Annotated in this window: 30 protein-coding genes; 27 read left to right on the top strand and 3 right to left on the bottom strand. The window is 50.7% G+C overall.

Annotated elements, in window-relative coordinates; all coding sequences use genetic code 11:
• Positions 1 to 37: 37 nt before the first annotated feature.
• On the bottom strand, positions 38 to 688 hold the full coding sequence (locus tag ACMGF7_RS22075) for a helix-turn-helix domain-containing protein (RefSeq protein WP_414162024.1): 651 nt from the start codon (positions 686 to 688) through the stop codon (positions 38 to 40).
• Positions 689 to 787: 99 nt separating this feature from the next.
• Here ACMGF7_RS22075 and ACMGF7_RS22070 point away from each other — a divergent pair, with 99 nt between their 5' ends.
• The 9 genes from ACMGF7_RS22070 (at position 788) to ACMGF7_RS22030 (ending at position 7,003) form a co-directional block, all read left to right on the top strand.
• Positions 788 to 985 (top strand): Cro/CI family transcriptional regulator, encoded by a 198-nt coding sequence (locus tag ACMGF7_RS22070; RefSeq protein ID WP_033637966.1) that lies wholly within the window; start codon positions 788 to 790, stop codon positions 983 to 985.
• A 27-nt stretch (positions 986 to 1,012) separates the two neighbouring features.
• Positions 1,013 to 1,546, top strand: coding sequence for a YmfL family putative regulatory protein (locus tag ACMGF7_RS22065; protein WP_251683262.1), 534 nt, complete (start codon positions 1,013 to 1,015; stop codon positions 1,544 to 1,546).
• Between the two features lie 185 nt (positions 1,547 to 1,731).
• Positions 1,732 to 1,914 (top strand): DUF4222 domain-containing protein, encoded by a 183-nt coding sequence (locus ACMGF7_RS22060; RefSeq protein WP_420286704.1) that lies wholly within the window; start codon positions 1,732 to 1,734, stop codon positions 1,912 to 1,914.
• A gap of 8 nt (positions 1,915 to 1,922) precedes the next feature.
• Positions 1,923 to 2,969: a hypothetical protein gene (locus ACMGF7_RS22055; RefSeq protein ID WP_420286703.1), complete on the top strand. Its 1,047-nt coding sequence runs from the start codon at positions 1,923 to 1,925 to the stop codon at positions 2,967 to 2,969.
• Between the two features lie 211 nt (positions 2,970 to 3,180).
• On the top strand, positions 3,181 to 3,558 hold the full coding sequence (locus ACMGF7_RS22050) for a RusA family crossover junction endodeoxyribonuclease (protein ID WP_420286702.1): 378 nt from the start codon (positions 3,181 to 3,183) through the stop codon (positions 3,556 to 3,558).
• A 106-nt stretch (positions 3,559 to 3,664) separates the two neighbouring features.
• Positions 3,665 to 4,462 carry a KilA-N domain-containing protein gene (locus tag ACMGF7_RS22045; protein WP_420286777.1) on the top strand — a complete coding sequence of 266 codons (798 nt, stop codon included), beginning with the start codon at positions 3,665 to 3,667 and terminating at the stop codon, positions 4,460 to 4,462.
• A gap of 8 nt (positions 4,463 to 4,470) precedes the next feature.
• The gene (locus ACMGF7_RS22040) at positions 4,471 to 5,457 is read left to right on the top strand and encodes a DUF968 domain-containing protein (RefSeq protein ID WP_420286700.1); all 987 of its coding nucleotides are present in this window, start codon (positions 4,471 to 4,473) and stop codon (positions 5,455 to 5,457) included.
• Between the two features lie 74 nt (positions 5,458 to 5,531).
• Complete coding sequence (locus ACMGF7_RS22035) at positions 5,532 to 6,581, top strand: hypothetical protein (RefSeq protein ID WP_420286698.1); 1,050 nt, start codon at positions 5,532 to 5,534, stop codon at positions 6,579 to 6,581.
• A 62-nt stretch (positions 6,582 to 6,643) separates the two neighbouring features.
• On the top strand, positions 6,644 to 7,003 hold the full coding sequence (locus tag ACMGF7_RS22030; RefSeq protein WP_420286696.1) for an antiterminator Q family protein: 360 nt from the start codon (positions 6,644 to 6,646) through the stop codon (positions 7,001 to 7,003).
• Between the two features lie 29 nt (positions 7,004 to 7,032).
• On the opposite strand, the gene ACMGF7_RS22025 is transcribed toward ACMGF7_RS22030, so the two are convergent.
• Positions 7,033 to 7,410, bottom strand: a complete 378-nt coding sequence (locus ACMGF7_RS22025; RefSeq protein WP_420286694.1) for an ASCH domain-containing protein — start codon at positions 7,408 to 7,410, stop codon at positions 7,033 to 7,035.
• A complete protein-coding gene (locus ACMGF7_RS22020) occupies positions 7,388 to 8,449 on the bottom strand; it encodes an N-acetyltransferase (protein ID WP_420286692.1) in 1,062 nt (353 codons plus the stop codon). Before ACMGF7_RS22020 ends, ACMGF7_RS22025 begins: the two co-directional genes overlap by 23 nt.
• Positions 8,450 to 8,736: 287 nt before the next feature.
• On the opposite strand from ACMGF7_RS22020, the gene ACMGF7_RS22015 reads away from it, so the two are divergent.
• From ACMGF7_RS22015 to ACMGF7_RS21930, 18 genes are all read left to right on the top strand, one after another.
• A complete protein-coding gene (locus ACMGF7_RS22015; protein ID WP_060424656.1) occupies positions 8,737 to 8,964 on the top strand; it encodes an HP1 family phage holin in 228 nt (75 codons plus the stop codon).
• A gap of 4 nt (positions 8,965 to 8,968) precedes the next feature.
• A complete protein-coding gene (locus ACMGF7_RS22010) occupies positions 8,969 to 9,457 on the top strand; it encodes a lysozyme (RefSeq protein WP_420286690.1) in 489 nt (162 codons plus the stop codon).
• 2 nt (positions 9,458 to 9,459) lie between these two features.
• Positions 9,460 to 9,843, top strand: a complete 384-nt coding sequence (locus ACMGF7_RS22005; protein WP_420286688.1) for a hypothetical protein — start codon at positions 9,460 to 9,462, stop codon at positions 9,841 to 9,843.
• A complete protein-coding gene (lysC, locus tag ACMGF7_RS22000; protein WP_420286686.1) occupies positions 9,746 to 10,000 on the top strand; it encodes an Rz1-like lysis system protein LysC in 255 nt (84 codons plus the stop codon). Before ACMGF7_RS22005 ends, lysC begins: the two co-directional genes overlap by 98 nt.
• Positions 9,997 to 10,278 (top strand): DUF7681 family protein, encoded by a 282-nt coding sequence (locus ACMGF7_RS21995; protein WP_420286684.1) that lies wholly within the window; start codon positions 9,997 to 9,999, stop codon positions 10,276 to 10,278. Before lysC ends, ACMGF7_RS21995 begins: the two co-directional genes overlap by 4 nt.
• Positions 10,279 to 10,554: 276 nt before the next feature.
• On the top strand, positions 10,555 to 11,010 hold the full coding sequence (locus tag ACMGF7_RS21990; protein WP_420286682.1) for a hypothetical protein: 456 nt from the start codon (positions 10,555 to 10,557) through the stop codon (positions 11,008 to 11,010).
• A gap of 334 nt (positions 11,011 to 11,344) precedes the next feature.
• Complete coding sequence (locus ACMGF7_RS21985) at positions 11,345 to 11,899, top strand: terminase small subunit (RefSeq protein ID WP_122078345.1); 555 nt, start codon at positions 11,345 to 11,347, stop codon at positions 11,897 to 11,899.
• A complete protein-coding gene (locus ACMGF7_RS21980; protein ID WP_420286680.1) occupies positions 11,874 to 13,799 on the top strand; it encodes a phage terminase large subunit family protein in 1,926 nt (641 codons plus the stop codon). The genes ACMGF7_RS21985 and ACMGF7_RS21980 overlap by 26 nt, the downstream gene beginning before the upstream one ends.
• A 1-nt stretch (position 13,800) precedes the next feature.
• Positions 13,801 to 14,007, top strand: coding sequence for a phage head-tail joining protein (locus tag ACMGF7_RS21975; RefSeq protein ID WP_026142328.1), 207 nt, complete (start codon positions 13,801 to 13,803; stop codon positions 14,005 to 14,007).
• Positions 14,004 to 15,605: a phage portal protein gene (locus tag ACMGF7_RS21970; RefSeq protein ID WP_420286678.1), complete on the top strand. Its 1,602-nt coding sequence runs from the start codon at positions 14,004 to 14,006 to the stop codon at positions 15,603 to 15,605. Before ACMGF7_RS21975 ends, ACMGF7_RS21970 begins: the two co-directional genes overlap by 4 nt.
• Positions 15,606 to 15,624: 19 nt before the next feature.
• Positions 15,625 to 16,902 carry a S49 family peptidase gene (locus tag ACMGF7_RS21965; RefSeq protein ID WP_420286775.1) on the top strand — a complete coding sequence of 426 codons (1,278 nt, stop codon included), beginning with the start codon at positions 15,625 to 15,627 and terminating at the stop codon, positions 16,900 to 16,902.
• Positions 16,903 to 16,913: 11 nt separating this feature from the next.
• Complete coding sequence (locus tag ACMGF7_RS21960; RefSeq protein WP_171884968.1) at positions 16,914 to 17,246, top strand: head decoration protein; 333 nt, start codon at positions 16,914 to 16,916, stop codon at positions 17,244 to 17,246.
• A 59-nt stretch (positions 17,247 to 17,305) separates the two neighbouring features.
• Complete coding sequence (locus ACMGF7_RS21955; RefSeq protein WP_420286676.1) at positions 17,306 to 18,343, top strand: major capsid protein; 1,038 nt, start codon at positions 17,306 to 17,308, stop codon at positions 18,341 to 18,343.
• A gap of 53 nt (positions 18,344 to 18,396) precedes the next feature.
• On the top strand, positions 18,397 to 18,807 hold the full coding sequence (gene gpFI, locus ACMGF7_RS21950) for a DNA-packaging protein FI (RefSeq protein ID WP_420286674.1): 411 nt from the start codon (positions 18,397 to 18,399) through the stop codon (positions 18,805 to 18,807).
• 9 nt (positions 18,808 to 18,816) lie between these two features.
• Positions 18,817 to 19,182, top strand: coding sequence for a head-tail joining protein (locus ACMGF7_RS21945; protein ID WP_420286672.1), 366 nt, complete (start codon positions 18,817 to 18,819; stop codon positions 19,180 to 19,182).
• Positions 19,183 to 19,186: 4 nt separating this feature from the next.
• Entirely contained in the window at positions 19,187 to 19,843 is a 657-nt protein-coding gene (locus ACMGF7_RS21940) for a hypothetical protein (protein WP_420286670.1), read from the top strand.
• 7 nt (positions 19,844 to 19,850) lie between these two features.
• On the top strand, positions 19,851 to 20,405 hold the full coding sequence (locus ACMGF7_RS21935) for a hypothetical protein (RefSeq protein WP_265260181.1): 555 nt from the start codon (positions 19,851 to 19,853) through the stop codon (positions 20,403 to 20,405).
• Positions 20,398 to 21,018, top strand: a complete 621-nt coding sequence (locus tag ACMGF7_RS21930; RefSeq protein ID WP_420286668.1) for a phage baseplate assembly protein V — start codon at positions 20,398 to 20,400, stop codon at positions 21,016 to 21,018. Before ACMGF7_RS21935 ends, ACMGF7_RS21930 begins: the two co-directional genes overlap by 8 nt.
• Positions 21,019 to 21,022 lie beyond the last annotated feature (4 nt).

Genomic DNA, 21,022 nt, shown 5'->3' with positions numbered 1-21,022 from the left:
TCACTTACTTTACACAGTAAATCAAATTAACTCTTTGTTAACTAAAGGAATCATTTAAATTTTCATTATCAACGTGCCGCGATGCCTTTAGTATACCCGCTACATATTCAATCTTATGAACCTGAACTTTAGTCAAGGTTATGGGGCGATGATCTTGATTGATACTGGTGAATTGATACTCGCCCTCGCGAGTATAGTTTAACACTTTTATCATGTTGTGTCCGTCACTGGTACGCACAAACACTTCATCACCTGGGTGGGTAGCGGTACTTGGCTCAATCAGCACGAATTCGCCTGACTGTATTCTTGGCCACATGCTGTCACCTCTGACACGAAGGCCATAAGCATTAGGGTCATCGCTATAAATCTTAAGCCAACCACCACGATACTCGACCATGTCGATCATGCCATCAACTCCTAAAACGGCATCACCAACTACAGGGACAAGCCCTGGTCGAACCTTGCCTACATATGTGATGTTTTCGTCAATATCGCCACCTTCAAGAAGCCAATTTGGATTGCAGTTTAGGGCAGCAGCTAATGCCTGGAGGTTCTCACCACCAGGTTTATAGTCGCCTGACTCCCAGCCAGTGACGGTGACACGATTGACCCCTATGCGCTTGGCTAAGGTGTCCTGAGTTAGCTTTAACTCTTTGCGTCTTGATCGAATTCGGTCATTCATTTCCATGTAGGTAATCCTACCATCTAGCAATGTAGGATTCCTTGACTCTGAAATGTAAGATATCCTACTATTCAAGTGTTCCATTCCCTTACCAAAGAGTAAGCCATGAAAAAAGATGATGTTATTTCGTACTTCGATGGGGTGGGTAAAACAGCCAAGGCATTAGGGCTGTCGCATGCCTCCGTATCGGGCTGGGGGAAAATTATTCCCAAAGGTCGAGCATTCGAGATCCAGGTTCTTACTGGTGGTGAATTAAAAGTTGATCTCTCTCTTTACAAAAAGTCTACCGCGCCAACGGCTTAACCAAAACCACAGAAGCGGAGAAACCTTGTGGACAACAAAGACTTTCCAACCCAGGACGATATTAGCGAAGCGATGCACAAGCTGATCACGTTGTTCCCTGGCAAGTACAGCGCGATGGCGCAGCAGTTAGATCCAGTCGCCGGCACTGAAAACGCACTACGTAACCGCGTCCGCCAAGTATCAGGGCAGGTGGTGCCTTTGGGTATGGCTGTTGAGATGGAGTCGATCTCTGGCCGTTCAGATATCACTGAGGCGATGTGTAAATACGCTGGTGGCGTATTCGTGAAGTTGCCGGAAATCGAGCAGGCGGATAACGAAGAGTTATTGATCAAGTTCAACGAGCTGATGTCAGCACTTGGCCTGTTTGCAAAAGCACATAACGAATTCACAGCTGATGGGGTGCTGGACAACGACGAGAGCAGAAAGCTGAAAGCTAAGGGTTACCGGGTTCAATCGCTGGTGGCGGAGATATATGCCGTGACGGTGATGATGTTTGGAGAGGGTGACGCCCAGGATATGCGGTCCCGGGCGTCGAGTGCATCAATTAAACGTGTGGAGTAATTAACGCATGAACAGTGTACGCAATTTAGCGGGTATCCCGCAACTTCGTTGCCGTGCTGTAGCTGGTGGACGTTCGCCAGCAGCGTTTTCGTATGAGCTCAATGTACAAGGCCGATGGTTAGCCATCAACCACAGCTATGCGGCTTGGGTTGTGGGTAACGGCAAGTTTTTAGCGCGGGGAAATCATGGATAACGAAGTGATTATCCCGTTCGAAATGCGCTGTCGTGACAGTCACGGTGTGATTGTTCATGTGACTGGAGTTGATCGGGTAAACCACCGGGTCATATTCCGCCGTCCGGGTTACCCCTATGACTGCGCATGCCCACGCCGGGACTTCGGTACAAAATTTAAAAAGGTAGAGCAATGAGCGTCTTAATGCAGTTACTGGATCGCCCAATAGCATTCCAGCCTTCGTTTGTTGGGCTGGGTGCTGGCGTTACCGGTGCTGTACTGCTTTCGCAGTTGGTGTATTGGCAAAACCGAATGGATGGCTGGTTCTACAAAACCCAGGCTGAGCTGACGACCGAAACTGGTCTATCACGCTATGAGCAGGAAGGCGCCAGGAAAAAGTTGGTTACCGCCGGCGTGTTGGAAGAAGACCGCAGAGGGGTACCCGCAAAACTCTATTTTCGCGTTAACAAAAACCGCTTGGAAGCCCTGCTGATTCAGTATGCGGAAAACCAGCAATCCAGTATGCGGAAATCCCGCATTCATGAATGCGACAAACCAGCAGACAGGAATGCGGAAATTCCGCGGACAAGTCTGCAGAAAACCCCCGAGCCAGATCGGGGAAATTCCGCATTCATTCATACAGGAGATTACACAGAGAATACTTCAGAGATTACTACAGAGAAGAAACCTGTACGTCAGCTGGCTCCACCAGCAGACTCACAAGCCGACTCTCTGAAAATCGATTACAAGGCCATGCTTGAGGCCTTCCATAGCACGCTCCCTGAACTGCCCGTCGTTCTTAAAATCACTGACGACCGCCGCAAAAAGCTCCGCAAACTCTGGGCCGACTACGAGCTGAACCTTGAGAAGTGGGGGGCTTACCTGCGGTTCATCTCGAAAAAATGCCGTTGGATGCTGGAAGACCGTGCAGATACCAACACCGGCAAGACCTGGCGCAAGAAGGATTTCGACTACCTGATCACCGAGAAATGCTACCTCAAGGTCAAGGAGGAGCGGGCCAATGACCTGCCTAAGGTTCAGAAGCTTGATAGCGCTGCTCGAGAGGACGCTTACACCCGCTTGGTATCCCAACGCCGAAAACCCCAAAACGAGGTTGAGGCACTGGCGAAGGAAATGGCCGGATCTCTTGGGCGCATGACCGATTACGACGCACGCAGGGCGTGGACTGGTATCTGGGCTCAGGCAGTAACCAAGGCAAGCGAGAACGACTTAGCGAGGTTGGCATCATGAAAAATCTAGTTCTGATACCACTGTCGAGCATCGCGTACCACATCTGGCGCCGCCGGGCTTTGAAAGAGGCACGGAGTTTCTGGCGGTCTCGCCAAAAGAACCGGCTGGATGCTTTGGCCGGTGGGTATGTCACTGGGTGGCAGCAGTGGCATTTCGAATGGGATTACTACGGTGTACGCGGGATTGTCCGTGCAGCGGTTGGGGAGGGCGAATGATTCTGACGTTGCCATTTCCTCCAAGCGTTAACGGCTACTGGCGCTCGCCAAACAAGGGATCGTTAAGAGGCAGAACTCTGGTCAGTGAACGCGGCAGGGCATTCCAAGCCGAGGCTATCGCCCAGGTGTTTGAGCAGCTACGTCGCCGGCCGAAGCCAATCAGTGCAGATATCGCCGTTGAGGTCGTGTTCTGTCCACCGACCAAAGCCCGACGTGACCTGGATAATTACTTCAAGGGCCTGTTCGATGCGATGACCAAGGCTGGTGTGTGGCTCGATGACAGCCAGATTAAGCGCATCAATGCGAGCTGGGGGCCGGTAATCAAGGGCGGTAAGGTAGAGCTCCGGATCAGGGAGGTTACTGATGCTGGATAAAAACACAGGCATCGGTTATTTTGATAGAGCAGTTAATCGCCTCCCCAATCACTATGCGGGTGACGGGGTGGGGAGGCTGGCTAAAACCAATGTGTGGAGTAATACAATGAATCAATTGATCGCGATTGATGGCGTAGCTGTACGTCAGGATATCAATGGCCGCTATTGCCTGAATGATTTGCACCGTGCAGCAGGAAGCGAAGGGCGCCAACGTCCGAGCGTCTGGCTGCAGAACAATCAAACCCAAGAGCTTGCGCAAGAAATAAGCAAAGCAGGAATCTCTGCTTTGGAAGTCATCAAAGGGGGGATCAGCCCTGGCGTTTATGTTTGCAAGGAGCTGGTTTACTCATATGCCATGTGGATTAGTCCTGCATTTAGCCTAAAGGTTATCCGCACCTTTGACGCTGCAGCTGTTGGCCAGCATGTTTCACAGACGGCAGATCGCATTCAGGCGGGTATTCTGCTACTTGAGTCAGCATCTCGAATGCTGAACCTTTCAAATTCGTCAAAACTTGGCGCCTATCAGAAGCTGCAGGACTTTGCCGGCATTCCTAACCTGATGCCAACCTATGCCATTGACGCTCCATCTGATTCGGTAGACGGCTCAAGCCGGCCTACAATGTCACTCAGTGCCATTCTTAAGGAACACTCAATCCCTGTCAGTCCCCAAGAGGCTTATCGCCGGCTGGAAGAAATTGGCATTGTTGAGCACCGAGCACGTCGAAGCACATCGAGAGTCGCTAAGGGAGGCGTTAAGCAGTTCTGGGCTGTGACAACAAAGGGCCTTGCTTACGGTAAAAACATCACCAACCCAGGCAACCCGCGCGAAACTCAGCCTCATTTTTACGATTCCCGGGCATCTGAACTTATCAAGCTGATGATGACGGCTAAGGCCAGGGCATGAGGGGGTTATTGAAGCCGATCATCGTCCGTGAACTCGGGCAGGTCATCTTAAAGCCTGGTGCAGAACTCCTGCCGATGTTCGGTGATCGGGTGATGATATCAACTGTACCGATCGAGTTTCGGGAACTGCCATCAGGCGCACTGCCAGCCACTGAGCAGCAGATAGCTGTTGATCCACGCTTTCGTCCGTTCTTTCAGCATGAGCGTGTTCTTGCCGCCGCTGGTGGCATTAACAGCCTGGAGAGCTGGCTGGATCGTCGTCATGACTGTCAGCGCCATTGTGCCGAGGACGATTATCACGATAAAAACATGGAGACCATGCGTTATGGCGCCGGTGCTATTCGCCTGTGCTGGCACCATTCGCATATGTACCGTGATAAGACGATGGATGAGCTATCAGCCACAGCAGAACAAAATATTGCTGATTTTGTGGTGTATCGGGCCCGCAGTTACTTCATGTTCGAGGAGAGCCACCAACTGACCTTGCCTGAATTGTGCTGGTGGGCTTGGGTGAAAGAAGTCATCGATCTGTTGCCTGAGGATGTCGCGGCGGCATCACTGCGTATCAAGCCGATCACAATCTCATCAGGTCACCGGAGAGAGGCCGATATCACTCCCAGCCTGGCACCGAGTCAGATTATCGCCGATATAGCCCAGAAGGCTGCAAAGATGTTGGTAATAGATCCGGAGCCGCCAAAGTCATTCCTGAAGTTGCCAAAGCGTGAGCGGTGGGAAAGCAAAGCGTACCTGCGGTGGGTTAAGTCACGACCATGCGTTATTTGCGGTATCCAGGCTGACGATGCGCACCACATCATCGGTCATGGACAGGGAGGGATGGGAACTAAGGCGCATGACCTTTTCACCATCCCATTATGCCGAGAAGAACACGATGCATTACACCGTGCCCCGTCACGATGGGAATCGGAACACGGCAGTCAGATCGAACTGTGGTTCAAGTTCATAGACTACTCTATGTCCATAGGCGCGATTTTATAATTGATATTAAGAGTGCTATAGCTTTAAAATTAATTATTATAGTGCTTATTCTAACTTACTGACTGGAGGCTTTCATGGCTATGGGGTGCGTTTTTTGTGGTGAAGAACCAAGCACTAAAACAAAAGAACATGTAATTCCTCAATGGCTATTGCGGAGAACAGGGGATCCTTCGCGTTTAGCAAACTTTGGATATGACATGAAGTCTAAAAAAATAAGGAATTTCCCGTTTAACTCCTTTACTTTTCCAGCATGTGACTCGTGTAATTCTGAATACTCGGTTCTGGAAGGGGATTCTGAAAAGGCTTTATCGAAAATAATGAATGGCAATGAAGTTAAAGTAGAAGAATTGAACATATTACTAGACTGGTTCGACAAAGTTAGGGTTGGACTTTGGCTAGGGATTAGACAACTAAATGCTAATCCAGCAGGTGTAACACCAAATTTTTATATAAAAAATAGGATAGGACTACATGACAGAATGCTTGCTATTGAGAGAGTTAATAAACATCCAGAGGGTATTAATTTTATAGGGACTGAAACATTAAGTTTCGCTTTAAATCCTAGTGTCTTTTGTCTTAGAGTGAATAACTTTTATTTTTATAGTGTTTCGCATATGTTTTTATTAGCAGAAGGGTTGGGTTTCCCTTATCCTGAATCCTCGAGTCTTACTAAGTCAAAGTTCACCGAAGTTATGCTTAATCCTGGCGATGGGGTTATAAAAAATAGACTAGTTCCATTCGATCTTAATGTTGATGGGATCAAGGTTTATCAGCCTATGCTAAAAAGTAACTCTAAACAAATTAATTTACTTTCAGCCGGGCATGTGGAAAAGCATTTCGTAGACATTTCATTGGGGATAGGGAATATTTTCGTGGAAACAAATAATGGGTTAATAGAAACGAATTATTCCGATTCAATATTAGTCACTCCAAACTACATAGATGGATTAGATGGGCAGCTTAAAAAAGCCAATTTAAATGTTTTGAGTGTTCAGGATTTTTATACGGATAAGGCATTAAATGAAGTGTCATTTGAAAAACTGCCGGAAAAGGAAAGGGTTGATGCGAGAATGTTTTTTGAAGCTGCAAAAATAGTAAATAATGATATTAGAGAAAATCTCTGAATAATAATCTAGAAGACGTTTTAGACTTTGGCATGCGGGCCAATATGTGTGGGGTATTAATTATGATTGAAATTAATGAAATTCTTGGACGGTGGGGTGTGTGGGCGCGTGAGGACAGTGGCATCGATTACTCACCAATTGCAGTGGGATTCAAAGGGCTGCTGCCGCCTGCATCGAGCGGAAAGCTTTCATGCTGCGATGATGATGGGTTGGTGATCGATGGGTGCGTTAGTCGGCTGAAGAAGTACAAACCAGAAGAGTATGATCTTGTAATAGCGCACCATGTTTATGGCATGTCTCTGCGCAAGATAGCCAGAAAACGTAAGTGCTCAGATGGAACCATCAGGAAGGAAATGCAGACAGCTGAAGGTTTCATCGGAGGGTGCTTGGCTATGCTTGATGTTAAGCTGAAAATGGGCTAAACGGATGCCCGGAGAGCTCCGGGCATGTATTATGCTAAAAGGTAACGGTATGACTGTGGGGGGGTGATATTGCTACCAAGTGTTGATAGCGGAAGAGGGGCGTCAAACTTATCGACAGAGCCGATCTTAATTGCAAATGCCTTTTCCCTTCCTTCATAGTACATATCGAAAAATTCTTTTGTAATTCCAGCAAACTTCTTTGTCTCAGCCCAGACGTCATCAGGGCTGCCGCTTAATACTGAGTCAACTTGGAATTCACCAACAATTTTACCAATCGGCATGGTCGCATAAATCACAACTGTTGTGATTTTTTCATTCTTGAATATCCCTTTTCTAAACTCGAACTTTTTGCTTCCGTCTAGAATTTTTTCGGCATATTCAGGTTTAATTGATAATAAAACTTTCATCGACTTTGCCTAAATCAATTATTTCGTTAAACTGACGATCTGTTAGTTCAAAGTGGCTCCATCTAAACCCTTTGGTGCCATTTAAACCAACATCTTCTATCATTTTACCACGTGTTGGTCGTTTAGGTAAAGCTAGATTATATGTGAAGCGCAGTACGTATGGGTATTTCTTATTCCTATAAAAATTCCTTAATTCTTGTTCACTGAATACACTAAACTTACCACAATAACTTACAAAGCTTTCCTCATCATTAAAGTCATTAATTTTTCTTACACTTTCAATAACGCATATGGAAGTAGCTACGGCTCTAAAAAATGCTGGCCCTTTACCATCTCCAGTGCGATATATAACTATTACGTCCCCCCTTTGCATTTTTGATACTGTTGGCATTCCACATATGTAAATTTTGTGTATGCTATTTGTATGTGATACATCCTGTACGATATTAGGCGAGTCGGTGACTAATTTTGAGTCAGGAAATAGGCGAGTATGAAATTCAGGATAGATTGCTAATAAATACTTTTTTGTGTTGCGGTTTAATATTAATGGGTAATCAAGTAGAATATCACCATTAACTTCATCTAAAGAGCGTACATAAACGAATTCTTTCCCGTTTGGAGTGTCTTTTTGACCATGACGATAAAAGCCATAGGTTTGAAAAAGCCTAATTAGATGGTCGTGTTTTTCAAAAACGGTGACATAAATATCATTCGATCCCGAGCTTATAGCTCTATCAAATGCTTTTTTAAGAAAACGTTGCCCACGTAGTGTTCTCTTTGATTCAAATTTAAAAGTACCAATCTTTAGATGATTTCCTGCTGGAAGTTGAGGTTCAAGGCCGCCCCCATCATCATTTTCTTTTAAATACATGAAACCTTCTATCAGTCCCTCGTCTCCGTATAAGACATAAGCAGACTCTCCTTCCTTTGCTTTTTTCGATAGCCAAGAGGGAAATTCTTTATAGTCAGCTTTCAAAGAATCAAAAAATGGATCTTTGTGATCGAAATCACTAAATTTTTGATAGATAAGATTATCCATAGGTATCCTGTTTTTTCTTATAATGCTTCTGCTGTTTGTAGTTACTTGCTAAATATACGAAATAACTCACGCGTACGCAAAAACTGTTGTAACGTGTTAAGAGTGGTTATGCAGTCACGTAGCTTACCCAATCAAAAAACCTCGCTCCGGCGGGGTTTTGTCGTTTTAGCTTCTTTGCCAAAACAGTCAACCACAAAGCAAACACATCCTGTCTCTGAGTGACTACGGCGGGAGGCTAAACCATTTCTATCACCCGGTACCGGGACAGATCCCCGGAAGGGGGAGGTATGAAGATGGACAAATATAGCTCCCAGCTCTCGTACTGGGTTGCTTCACTGTTGGCCGCAGCTGGCGCTATGACATTGCAAGATTGGGCTGTATTAGTGGGGATCCTCGTTGCCGTTTTTACGGCGGGGGTGAACTGGTATTACAAACGCAAATTGGTCAACAAACTTACAGCCGTCGGTTATGACAAAGAGCGTGCAAAAGCAGCTTATAAAGCGATGAGCGAGTGAAGCCATGAACTCACATTTGAGAAATAAAATCGTCGCTGCCATAACCGGTGGCGGCGGGGCGATTGCGATCGCCACTGCAATGCTCGGCGGCCACGATGGGTTAGAGGGGCGGCGGTATGTGGCCTATCGCGACGTTGTCGGCGTTCTGACGGTCTGCGATGGACATACCGGTGCCGATATTATCCTCGGCAAGCGATACAGCGACGCAGAATGCGATGCGCTGTTGAAATCTGACCTGCAGAAAGTTGCACGGATTGTCGATCCTTCGATCAAGGTGAAAACCACGGAAACCCAGCGCGCCGCTATTTACTCGTTTTCGTACAACGTCGGCCCGTATGCGTTTATCGGCTCCACGATGCTGAAAAAATTGAATGCCGGCGACCCGGCTGGCGCGTGCGGTGAACTGAAGTGCTGGAAGTATGCCGGCGGCAAAGAGTGGAAAGGGTTGATCACCCGGCGTGAGGTCGAAAACACCGTCTGCACTTGGGGCTAATTATGAACGGCTGGATGAGCAAGATCGCCGGCGGCAGCCTGGTGCTTCTGTTGCTGGTGGCTATCTTTCTTGGCGGTTACAGCTCGCTGTTGTCTCTCCGGTTGCAGTTGGCACGCCAACAGGCTGCAGAGCAGAAAAAGACGCTGGCGCAGCAGTCAGGGCTGATCTCAGCTTTGCAAACGCAAGAGCGGAAAAACAGAGCCTTAGCGACAGAGCAGCACCGGAGAGAGCAGCAACTGCGCCAGCAGAACGAAAGCTACCAAAGGAAATATCGTGAAGCAATCAAGAATGATGCCTGCGCTGCTCAGCCTATGCCTGTCGCTACTATTGAGCTCCTGCAGCAGAGTGCAGCCGACACCACAGCAAATAGTCCTGCTACCCCCTGAATCAGTTTTCACTCCTTGCGAAAATCCACAACTGCAAGGAGAGACTTGGGGAGACGCGGTGAGCTACACGCTGTCTCTGCAAACTGCTTTATCAATCTGCGCTGGCCAGGTGGCCACACTTAACCAATGGCGGGAAGCCGCCGGGAGAAAACAATGAGCGAAGTAAAACCGCAAGACGGTAGCACCGTGAAGGGATACCGCACTTTAACACTAGGTGATATTGAGCGGATGAACCGTCTCAAAGATGCCAGCCGGCACTTTTGCAATCTGGTCGAAACTGAACGTGATGAGGTTGCGGTTGAGTTATGTGAAACGGGAAATCACTCAGCTGAAGCGCATGAGGCCGCACGTTGCCTGGCTATCGCCCACACCAAGATGCAGGAAGCCTGCATGTGGGCCTGTCGTGCGGTGGCCCGACCGGATTCTGACTGCTAATACCAACGGTATTCAAAGTGGCCGTTACGAAGGTCATCGATAATGCATTGTACCAAGGATGGCACAGTAGTTTTCAATTTTATTATAGGAAGTAATTTCTTAATGTAAATGCATCTGATGCGAAAATTATCTACAGATCAGATGATGTTTGAACTTAATTATCATGAGATTCTGGCATTTAAAAAATATGTCTAATAAGGTAGTTGTGCATTTTTATATGTTTTTATCACCTGGTTATTTAAGTTCCAATGGAAAACTCACATTAAGGATTTTTGTATGAAACTATCTGTTTATAAAGATGCAGTGAACCTTGTTGTTGGTGGAGTGACGACAAATCTTCCCAATGGGATTATTAATGTTGGCTCTGATTTTTCAAAACAAAAAGCGTTTCATGAAGATGAACGTGTTTATCGCTCCAAAACAACAGTTGAATTAATTAGTAAGTATGGCGATGAGATCCCTGCTTTCCCAGATACTCATATCTCTGCCAGCTTGCGTTACTTGCCAATGGATGCGGAAGAGAATCCACTGCCATATTCATTAGCTGTTGTTAGCAGTAATATTTTTGAAAATGGTAAATCTCTTCCAGCGGCAACAGTAGAGCTTTGGGTGTTTGGTAAGGTTGCCAATTTTTATTCGTTAGATCAGGGGTATATTATTGAGCGAGCACCGGATACAAGTTTAGAGGTGTCGGTAAACTTTACCTGCTCTTTTCCCGATAGCATTTCGTAATAAAGCGTGAAGCAAGAATGACTAAACCCGCTCCGGCGGGTTTTTTTATCGAAAAGCAAGGGTTAAAACAAGACTGGATGAGCGTTGCTATCAATTTTCATGGGTCCTTCCTGGGGTTCAAAACACCGAGGGGCGCTAGACTCGCGAAAAGTCGCTATTTATGAGCTTTTTGGACGCGGATCCTACTTCCTTCTCACTTGATACCTAACGCATTGTTTTTACTTGATTCACCTATAGCCAGAGCGGGAAGTGATCCTATCGAGATCCTCTCGATTTTCGGGAAATCACTTCCCGGTTAAAAAAATGTTAATAAAAAGGAGTTTCGGGGGGATTTATGAATGTAACAAAGGCACAACTGGCGGATCTCTTCGAAGTTTCAACGCGCACGATCACCACATGGCAATCGCAAGGAATGCCGGTAGTGGCCGGCGAGGGGAACGGCGGTAAAGGCGGGGAAAATACCTATTCGACAAAGGACGTTATTACCTGGTACGCCGACCGCGAGGCCTCGCTAGAAAACGAGATATTGCGTAAAGAGCTGGACGCCCTGCAGCAAAGCGGGGATGAGGCCTTGCAGCCCGGCACTATCGATTATGAGCGCTACCGTTTAACCCGCGCTCAAGCCGACGGCCAGGAATTAAAGAATGCTAAAGACTCCGCCGAGGTAGTGGAAACCGGCTTCTGCATGTTTGTCCTGTCAAAGGTCGCGGGGGAGATTGCCGGCATTCTTGACGGCATTCCTCTCTCAATGCAGCGGCGCTTTCCTGAACTGGAAAATCGGCATATCGAATTTTTAAAGCGGGATGTGGTGAAAGCCATGAATAAAGCGGCTGCGCTGGATGAAATTCTTCCGGGGTTGCTGAATGAGTATATCGAACAAACGGATTGATCGGCTGCGTTATTGGGTTGCCGCCGGTCTGCGCTCGCTATTCCGCCCCGTTCCTATGACGGCGGTAGAGTGGGCAAACGAATATTATTACCTCCCCAAAGAATCCTCCTATCAAGAGGGGCGCTGGGAAACGATGCCGTTTCAGGTTGCGATCATGAACGCAATGGGGAGCGATGACATCCGGGAGGTAAACCTGATTAAGTCGGCGCGCGTCGGCTATTCAAAAATGTTGCTGGCCGTCGTGGCGTATTTTATCCAGCACAAACAGCGAAACGGGCTGTTGTGGCAGCCGACGGATGGCGATGCTGAAAATTTTATGAAGTCGCACGTCGAACCGACGATCCGCGACGTTCCCAGTCTCCTGGCAATGGCTCCTTGGTACGGAAAAAAACACCGCGACAACACGCTTTCGATGAAGCGCTTTTCGAACGGTCGGGGTTTCTGGTGCCTGGGGGGTAAAGCGGCAAAAAACTACCGTGAAAAATCGGTCGACTATGTCGGCTATGACGAATTGGCTGCTTTTGATGAGGATGTGGAGAAGGAAGGCTCTCCGACATTCCTGGGTGATAAACGCATAGAAGGCTCAGTGTGGCCAAAGTCGATACGCGGATCTACACCGAAAATCAGGGGCATATGCCAGATAGAACGCGCCGCCAGCGAGTCCGGACATTTGATGCGTTTTCATGTGAAATGCCCGCATTGCGGCGAGGAGCAGTTTTTAAAGTTCGGCGATCGTGAAACGCCCTACGGTTTTAAGTGGGAATCAGGGAAGCCGAAGACGGTTTTTTATCTCTGTGAGCATAACGCCTGCGTGATACGCCAGCAGGAACTTAATTTTAGTGATGCGCGTTATATCTGTGAAAATACGGGCCTTTACACGTCTGATGGCCTCCGCTGGTTCGAATCGACGGGGCAGGAGGTTGATCCCCCTGAATCAGTCTCCTTTCACATCTGGACCGCTTACAGCTCGTTCACTACCTGGGCACAAATCGTTAAGGACTTTAGAAAGACGAAGGGCGACCCGGGCAAGCTGAAAACGTTCACCAACACGACGCTTGGCGAAACCTGGGCCGAGGAAGTGGGGGAGCGTCCGTTACCTGAAACCCTGCTCGAACTGGCCGAACATTACCGGGCAGAAGTGCCCGATCGTGTGGTTTACCTTACTGCCGGCATTGACTCTCAACTTGACCGTTACGAAATGCGTGTGTGGGGCTGGGCGCCAGGTGAAGAGGCATTCCTGATCGACCGCGTGATTATCATGGGTCGGCACGATGAAGAGGAAACGCTGCTGCGTGTTGATGAGGCTATCAACAAACAGTATCACCTGGCCGACGGCACGATCATGACCATTGGTCGCGTTTGCTGGGACTCCGGCGGTATCGACCCGGCGATTGTTTATAACCGGTCGAAAAAGCTGGGCCTCTTCCGGGTAATACCGATCAAGGGAGCCAGCGTTTATGGGAAGCCTGTGGCCAACATGCCGCGCAAGAAAAACAGCCACGGCGTTTTTCTGACCGAAATCGGCACGGACGTTGCCAAAGAAGTCATTTACAGCCGCTACAAACTGGAGCGCTCCGCCGATGGCTCCCCCGTTCCCGGGCTTATCCACTACCCGAATAATCCGGCGGTTTTCGACCTGGCAGAAGCCGAGCAGATGACGGCAGAGGAACTCATAGAAAAATATGAGAAAGGGAAAATTAAATTGCTCTGGGACGCCAAAAAACGCCGAAACGAGGCCCTCGACTGTTTTGTTTATGCCCTGGCGGCTTTGCGTATCAGCGTTTCGCGCTGGCAGCTGGATTTGGATGTGTTACTGGCCAGCCGCCAACAATCACCGTCCGGCCAGCAGGCCAGAAATAATAATGACTTGGCCGCCCTGGCGGCTCAATTGGGAGGATAACGTGGCGACACTGGCACAATTGGAAGAAGCCCGAAAAGCCTTACACGAACTGCTAACGGGTAAACGTGTGGCATCGATTCAAAAAGACGGGCGCGCCGTGACATTCACCTCCGCCACGTTAAACGAGCTGCGCGCCTATATCTCTGATTTAGAGGTTCAACTGGGGTTAGCCAGTCGGCGCCGAGGTCCGGCGGGGTTCGGGGTATGAATAAAAATCAAACTTTACTTGGCCCGGATGGCGCGACGCCGCTGCGTGAATACGCCGGTTATACCGGTGGCGGTGTGGGCTTTGGTGGCCAGATAGCCGGCTGGCAACCCTCTTCTCAAAGCGTGGATGCTGCATTACTGCCGCAATTTGAACGGGGGAACGCCCGGGCGGATGACCTGGTGCGAAATAACGGCTACGCAGCCAATGGCGTGCAGTTGCACCAGGATCATATCGTCGGCTCATTCTTTCGCCTTAGCTATCGGCCAAACTGGCGCTATCTCGGCATCGCTGAGGAAGAATCCCGGGCATTTTCTGACGAGGTAGAAGCGGCCTGGCGAGAGTACGCAGAGGACCCTGATTGTTGCCTGGACGTGGAGCGCAAACGAACCTTTACGATGATGATCCGTGAAGGCGTGGCCATGCACGCTTTTAACGGGGAAGTCTTTACCCAGCCTTGCTGGGATCGTGCTCCGCATCGGCTGTTTCGCACGCAGTTTAAGATGGTCAGCCCCAAACGTATCCGAAACGCGCCTGGAGTGCTCGACAGCAATACACAGCGGGCCGGTGTTTCGCTGGACAAATATGGCGCCGCCATTGGCTACAACGTGGTGGATGACAGCTATCCGAGCTGGGGCGCTCGCCGTGTTTCCTATGTGCCCCGTGAGCTGGCAAATGGTCGGCCGGCGATGATCCACATCTTTGAACCCCTGGAGGATGGCCAGACGCGTGGGGCCAACCGGTTTTACAGCGTGATGGAGCAGATGAAGATGCTCGATACGCTGCAGAACACGCAGCTGCAGAGTGCGATCGTTAAGGCGATGTATGCCGCAACCATTGAATCTGAGCTGGATACAGAAAAGGCGTTTGATTACATCCTGGGGGCGGGGAACGCGCAAGGCCAGGAACCCCCGATGAATAAATTCCTGCAGCAATACCTGATTTATTACCAGGCCGCGCAAGTGAAGTTTGGCGGTGCCAAAGTCCCGCACCTGTTCCCTGGGGACAAACTGGAACTGAAAACCGCGCAGAACGCGGATAACGGCTATTCAGTCTTTGAACAGTCGCTGTTGAGATACATCGCCGCCGGCTTGGGGGTGTCCTATGAACAGCTTTCCCGCGATTATTCGCAGGTGAGTTACTCCAGTGCCCGGGCATCGGCTAACGAATCCTGGCGTTACTTCCTCGGCCGCCGCAAGTTTATTGCGTCACGCCAGGCGAGCATGATGTTTTCCTGCTGGCTGGAAGAAGCCTTGATCCGTGGGGTGGTAAAAATGCCGTCCCGCGCCCGTTTCTCGTTCAGTGAGGCGCGATGCGCCTGGAGTAATTCAGAATGGATCGGCGCCGGCCGCATGGCCATTGATGGCCTGAAAGAGGTGCAGGAGTCCGTCATGCTGATAGAGGCGGGTTTAAGTACCTTTGAAAAGGAGTGCGGCAAGCTGGGCGAAGATTATCAGGACATTTTCCGCCAGCAGGTCCGGGAAGCAGAAGAACGCAAGGCCGCCGGCTTAACGCAGCCTGCGTGGGTGGCTGCAGCTTTCCAGGCTCAGCTGCAGAACTCAACACAAAACGAGGGAGGTCAGCGTGGATCAAGCGCGTAACTTGCCCCATATCGCCAGTATGGCACTCAATGAGCCGCTTTTATTAGAACCCGCCTATGCGCGGGTTTTCTTTTGCGCGTTGGGTAACGAGCTGGGCGTGGGGCGCATGATTGATGGCACAACAAACACGGTCTTATCACCGCCGCAAATGACGGAATTAGCCGCGTCTTATGGGCCGGGGCGAGTGACTGTCTCGGATAACGGCTATGACATCCAGGAGCGGATCGCCATTGTCCCGATATCAGGGACGTTGGTCAGCAAGTCCGGTTCTTTGCGTCCGTATTCTGGTATGACCGGCTACAACGGGATTGTTTCCAGGGTGACAGCGGCAATTAACGATCCCGACGTTGACGGGGTTTTGCTCGATATGGACACCCCGGGCGGGATGGTCGCCGGCGGATTTGATGCGGCCGACATTATCGCCCGCCTGCGTAATCAAAAGCCGATATGGTCATTGGCCAACGATATGAACTGCAGCGCCGGTCAGTTGCTGTCCAGCGCGTGCTCTCGGCGATTGGTCACGCAAACGGCTAAAACCGGCTCTATCGGCGTCCTGATGGCCCACAGTAATTACGCCGGCAATCTGGAGCAAGCCGGGGTTGATATCACTCTGATTTATGCCGGTGCTCACAAGGTGGACGGGAATCCCTGGGAAGCCTTGCCAAAGGAAGTCCGGGCAACATTTCAGGCAAAAATGAACGCCATCCGGCAAGCCTTTGCGGAAAAAGTATCGGGCTATACCGGTATTTCCGTTCAGGCGGTGCTCGATACCGAAGCGGCCGTGTATACCGGCCAGGAATCGATAGACGCAGGTCTGTCTGACGAACTGGTTATCAACACCGATGCGTTAGCGGTCATGCGTGAGGCTATCAGCAACTCAAAAGTAACCCGGTCTATAGGAGGCCAAATGTCAGTAAATCAAACCCAAACCGCAGCGGATACGCCAACAGGATCAGAAGTGGCTACAGCACAAACGGTAGCGGATCCGGCAGCGGCTCAGCCCGCAGGAAATGTAACAGCGGCCGTTAATGATGCCATTCAGGCCGAAAATGCCCGCATCATGGGGATTTTAGATTGTGATGAGGCGAAAGGCCGTGGCGCTTCCGCGCGTGCCCTGGCAGCCACGCCAGGCATGACGGTAGAAAATGCCCAGCGCATTCTTGCCAGTATGCCGGAAAGCGCTCAGGTGCGGACTGAAACGGGACTTGATCGCCTGATGGCCGATTCTCCCGAAGCGCTGGGGCAAGTGGCTACGGCCAAGACCGATATTGACGATTTAATGAACACCCCGGTGTAAGGAATCCAAGAATGGTAAATCAAGAAGAGTTTAAGCATGTTCAGCCCCTTGGTGGCAGCGATGCGGCACATACCGCGATCGGCATTAGTGGCCTTACTGCGGCAACGCCGGCGCTCACCCCGCTAATGTTGAAAGAAGACACTAACACGCTGGTGGCATGGGATGGGGCAAAAGCAGGGACGGCCGTTGCTATTTTGGCGCTGGCCATCGATGGCCCGCAACCGAAAATCACGTACTACAAATCCGGTACATTCCGGGTTGAGGAAGTGCAATGGCCAGAAGCTGCGGCCACTGATGAACTGAAATTTAACGCCTTTGCCGGTACGGCTATCAGCGTTAACTAATAGCTCCCGATCACCACTTTATAACCGCGCCTGGCGCGGTTTTTTTATGAGGAAAACTCATGTCCCAATCCATGTACTCGACGAGCAAATTGATCGCCGTCACTGAGACAAAATTCAAGTTTGACCCGCTGTTTCTGCGTATTTTCTACCGTGAAAGCTACGAATTTGATAGTGAAACTGTAGACCTGGCCAAGATCCCCGGCGAGGTCGCAATGGCGGTTTATATCTCTCCAGCGGTTGAGGGTAAAGTGCTGCGTTCGCGTGGCGGCCTGACCACGCAATTTAAGCCGGGCTACGTTAAGCCAAAGCACGAAGTTAACCCGCAAATGGTGCTGCGTCGTCTGCCAGATGAAGATCCGGAGCAGTTGAAAGATCCCGCTTATCGTCGTAATCGCATCATCCTGCAGAACCTGAAAGATGAAGAATTGGCTATCGCCCAGGTTGAAGAAAAACAGGCTGTCGATGCGGTGATCAGTGGCAAATACATCATGACCGGCGAAGCGTTCGAAGAGGTCGAAGTAGACCTGCAGCGCGACCCGGCCAACAACATCACGCAGGCTGGCGCCGGTCGCTGGTCTACCCAGGACAAGGAAACCTACGACCCGACCGGAGATCTTGAGGAGTACGCGCTCAATGCGTCCGGGATTGTCAATCTGGTTGTGATGGATCCTAAAGCCTGGTCCCTCTTCCAGTCTTTCAAAGCGGTGCAGAAAAAGCTCGATACCCGCCGGGGATCTGTGGCTTACCTGGAAACCGCGTTGAAGGATTTGGGCAAAGCGGTATCGGTTAAGGGCATGTATGGCGATGTGGCCATCGTGGTTTACGTTGGCCAGTATATCGACCCTAAGACCCAGAAAAAAACCAACTACATGCCTGAAAACACCTTTGTGATGGGTAATAACGAGGCGCGGGGTATCCGAACCTATGGCGCTATTCAGGATGTTGAGGCGCTGAACGAAGGCATTACCAAGGCCCGCCGTTATCCAAAAAACTGGATTCAAACGGGCGATCCGGCGCGCGAATACACCATGACGCAAACCGCGCCGCTGATGCTATTGGCTGATGCCAATGAGTTCGTGGTGGTGAAAGTCGCTTAACCCATCCTGTAGGGGCTACGGCCCCTTTCCCCCTGTTTTAGAGAGAGAACACAATGGCTGCTAAAGACGATTTGATCGCCAAGCTGGGCGAGTTGGGCAAGGTGCTGGGCCGTGAACTGAGCACGGAAGGAACTATCGCAGATTTGCAACTGCGCATCCGCGAAGCCGAAGAGGAAATCGAGGCTCAGGAGGAAGACGGCGACGGTACAGACGGTGGCACCGGTGGGGCATCTGGTGCTGGTCCGTTGTTGCAGGCGACCACAGAACAACGCCAGCCAATGGCGCCAAAATCAGAAGACGAAATCGAGTGGGTAACGGTCCGCGTGCTGACGACGTTGCACATCAACGCCTTGCATGAGACGCGCAATCAACCGGTGAAAATGGCGTATGCCGGCGATACGGTCCGCGTGCTGGAGTCGGACGTGGACGAGCTGGAAGACGCTGGCTACGTTACAGAGCTTTAAGGGGGCGGCATGGATGGGGTCGATAACCTTTTTGATGAGGCTCTTTTCGATGCTGACAGCCGAATTATTGAGGCGATGGGGCGGGAAATGAAGGTGTTTATCAATGGATCGCCGACGCCTGTCCGTGCCGTTTTTGATGAGCCGGCCGCTGATACTACCCTGCCTTATGGCGCCGCCACGGTCCAGGACGTCGCCCCTCGGTTATTTGTAAAAACGGCGCTGATTGCAGGCCTGAAACCTAAAGATCGGGTGGAGATTGGCGCGGAGGCCTTTTGGGTGGTGAAGGTCGGCCCGGACGACACAGGAACCTGTGTTGTTACATTGGCGCGCGGAGTGCCAGGGAAGCCCGCGCCGGCGATCGACAAATGGAGTTAATGATATGGCCCGAGCAAGCAGGTTAAGGCGTGATCTGCCGTTTGATATCGATCTGCAGGTGCTACAGCGAATAGCCGTTTCCGCCGGCGCGAACCATAAGCAGTATTTGCGTGCCTACTCCCGGGCATTAAACCGTACAGCCGCGACGTTGCGAAAGCGTGTCGTTGCCGATATGAAGGCCGGCATAGCGCCGCGCAACCAATCCATGATCCGCCGGCGCCTCCTGTCGTTTCGTCTAACTCGTGGCTCGCAGCTGGACGAGGGTAAATTGTGGTTTGGTCTGAATGCTATCAAGGTGAAGGACTTGAAAGGCCGGGTAAAAGGTCGGATCCGGCCTCACCATGACCGCCGGGACCCGAGAACGGGGCGATTTATCGCCGCCAGGCGCCGGGCCGCCGCTGAAGTTGGGTTTGAGCCTAAAGGGGCCTTGCTGGCTGCAAAAAACTTCCCTGATGGTGAAGTGGGCCGGACGCGCGCCGGCCGTCGGACAGTTTTGATCCGCGACCCTCAGACCCGCCGCGCAAAAGAGGCCGAGGTAGATATCTATGCTCCGATGCTGGATTACATCGAAGACAACGCATTTTCGGACGTGGCACGGATTTTCTTCCATCACTTTGAAACGGATTTAAAAGGCCGCGTGAAGGCGCGGATCAACGTGTGAGGGGTTTATGCCAACACCGATTTTAATGGCGAGCTATCACGACGCGATATTGTCCGCACTGCGCGAAATTGAGTGGGTAGCCAATGCCGATGATTACCCGGAAGTAGTGACGCAGCTGGAAACGCCGGCGGTGTATTTGTCGATCGCTGGCTGGGAAAATGCCCCCGGTTCGGATGGCCAACTGCGGGTTGAGTTTGAGCATGATCTCTTTGTTGTTGTCGACCGCGCCGGCACCAACGAAATCACAAAGCCGCAGGTTTACATCCGAACGGCGGCCGCAGACTTGAGCCAATGGATCCAGGGGAGAACGTTTGGGCTTGAGGGGTTGGAGCCAGCGGAGTTTGTCAGAGCTGGCCCGGATGAATTCGATATCGCAATGGAAGATTATATCGTCTGGCGTATCACGTTCAGCCAAGTGGCTGCTATGGGTGAAGATCCGTTTGAATCGAAAGCCGGGCCATTGAAAAAGGTCTTTCTGGGCAAGGCGCCAAATATCGGCCGCGCGCACGTTGACGATTATCGCCTTATTTACGAGAAAAAAGAGGGCGCCGGCGATGAGTGAAGACGTGTTATCAGACCTGCAGCGCCGGGTTGCCAATATGGTCCGTCGAGGGGTCATTCATTCGGTAAAGCACGGCCCGCAGCCATTCTGTCGGGTGGAGATTGGCGAGAATATTACAACCTGGCTCCCGTTATGCCAGGGCTTCGCCGGCGCCCATCGCAGTGACTCAAACCCCTGCGCCGTGGGCGATCCTGTTACGGTACTTTCAGAAAGCGGGGAGCTGAATAACGGCCGCGTTTTCCCTGGCTGGAATACGGGCGCCATGCCGGCGCCAGAAGGCAGCGACGCGGAACACATCACCCGATTCAGCGACGGCGCCGAGTTTCGATACAACCGCGAAACGCACGCGTTTACGTTGACGCTCCCCGAAAACGGCACCTATGAAATTATCGGCAAAGGGACGTTGCGCGGTCCGGTAGAAATAACGGACACGCTGACGGTGAAAGGCAAAACGGAACTGCAGGCAGACACTGCCGTTACCGGCGACCTGTCCGCCACGGGGGATATTTCCGACGGCAAAAGCACGCTGGCGCGGGTCAGAGAAATTTTCAACATTCACACCCATCCCGATCCCCACGGTGGGGACACCGATAAACCGAACAACCAAATGTAACCCG

This window comes from Serratia sp. BNK-17 (assembly GCF_048684935.1).
GTDB lineage: Bacteria > Pseudomonadota > Gammaproteobacteria > Enterobacterales > Enterobacteriaceae > Serratia > Serratia nematodiphila.
This window is presented reverse-complemented; position numbering and strand designations above follow the sequence as displayed.